The organism is Psychrobacter pasteurii (assembly GCF_900162815.1).
In the GTDB taxonomy this organism is placed as follows: Bacteria; Pseudomonadota; Gammaproteobacteria; order Pseudomonadales; family Moraxellaceae; genus Psychrobacter; species Psychrobacter pasteurii.
Window position 1 is genome coordinate 1 of sequence record NZ_FUGD01000176.1, and the last position, 473, is coordinate 473.

The window sequence follows — 473 nt, forward strand, 5'->3', positions numbered from 1 at the left end:
CTAAGAAGTTTAATGTAAACCCACAATTTGTACATAAATGGGTGAAGCAATATCAAAGCGGTGGTATAGATGCTATAAAGCCAAAGATCAGTAAAGCCTGCTATAGTTACGAGTTTAAACACGAAGTGATTACAACGATGCTTACCCAAGGCTTAAGTCAATCTGAGGTGGCATTGAAATTCAACATCAGCTCACCGGCTTTAATCAGTCACTGGCACAAAGCATATCGGCTACAAGGCATGTCTGGACTCACTTCTAAACGTCAAGGTAGAACCGCCATGAGTAAACCTTATATCACAGACAAGCCAGATGATGAAAAGACACTAGCAGAGCTTAAACGTGAGAATGAATACCTACGTGCGGAGGTTGCCTATCTAAAAAAGCTGGATGCCTTGCTCAGGGAGCAGGAACAAGCAAGCAAAAAGCAAGGCTCATCGAAGGACTAAGGCAAGATTATCCTTTATCAGCTTTGC

The 473-nt window shown here is 42.3% G+C and carries 1 protein-coding gene; it reads left to right on the top strand.

Features of this window, described 5'->3' with window-relative positions:
- On the top strand, positions 1 to 446 hold a 446-nt coding region (locus A1232T_RS13105; RefSeq protein ID WP_143514009.1), incomplete at its 5' end, for a transposase.
- Positions 447 to 473 lie beyond the last annotated feature (27 nt).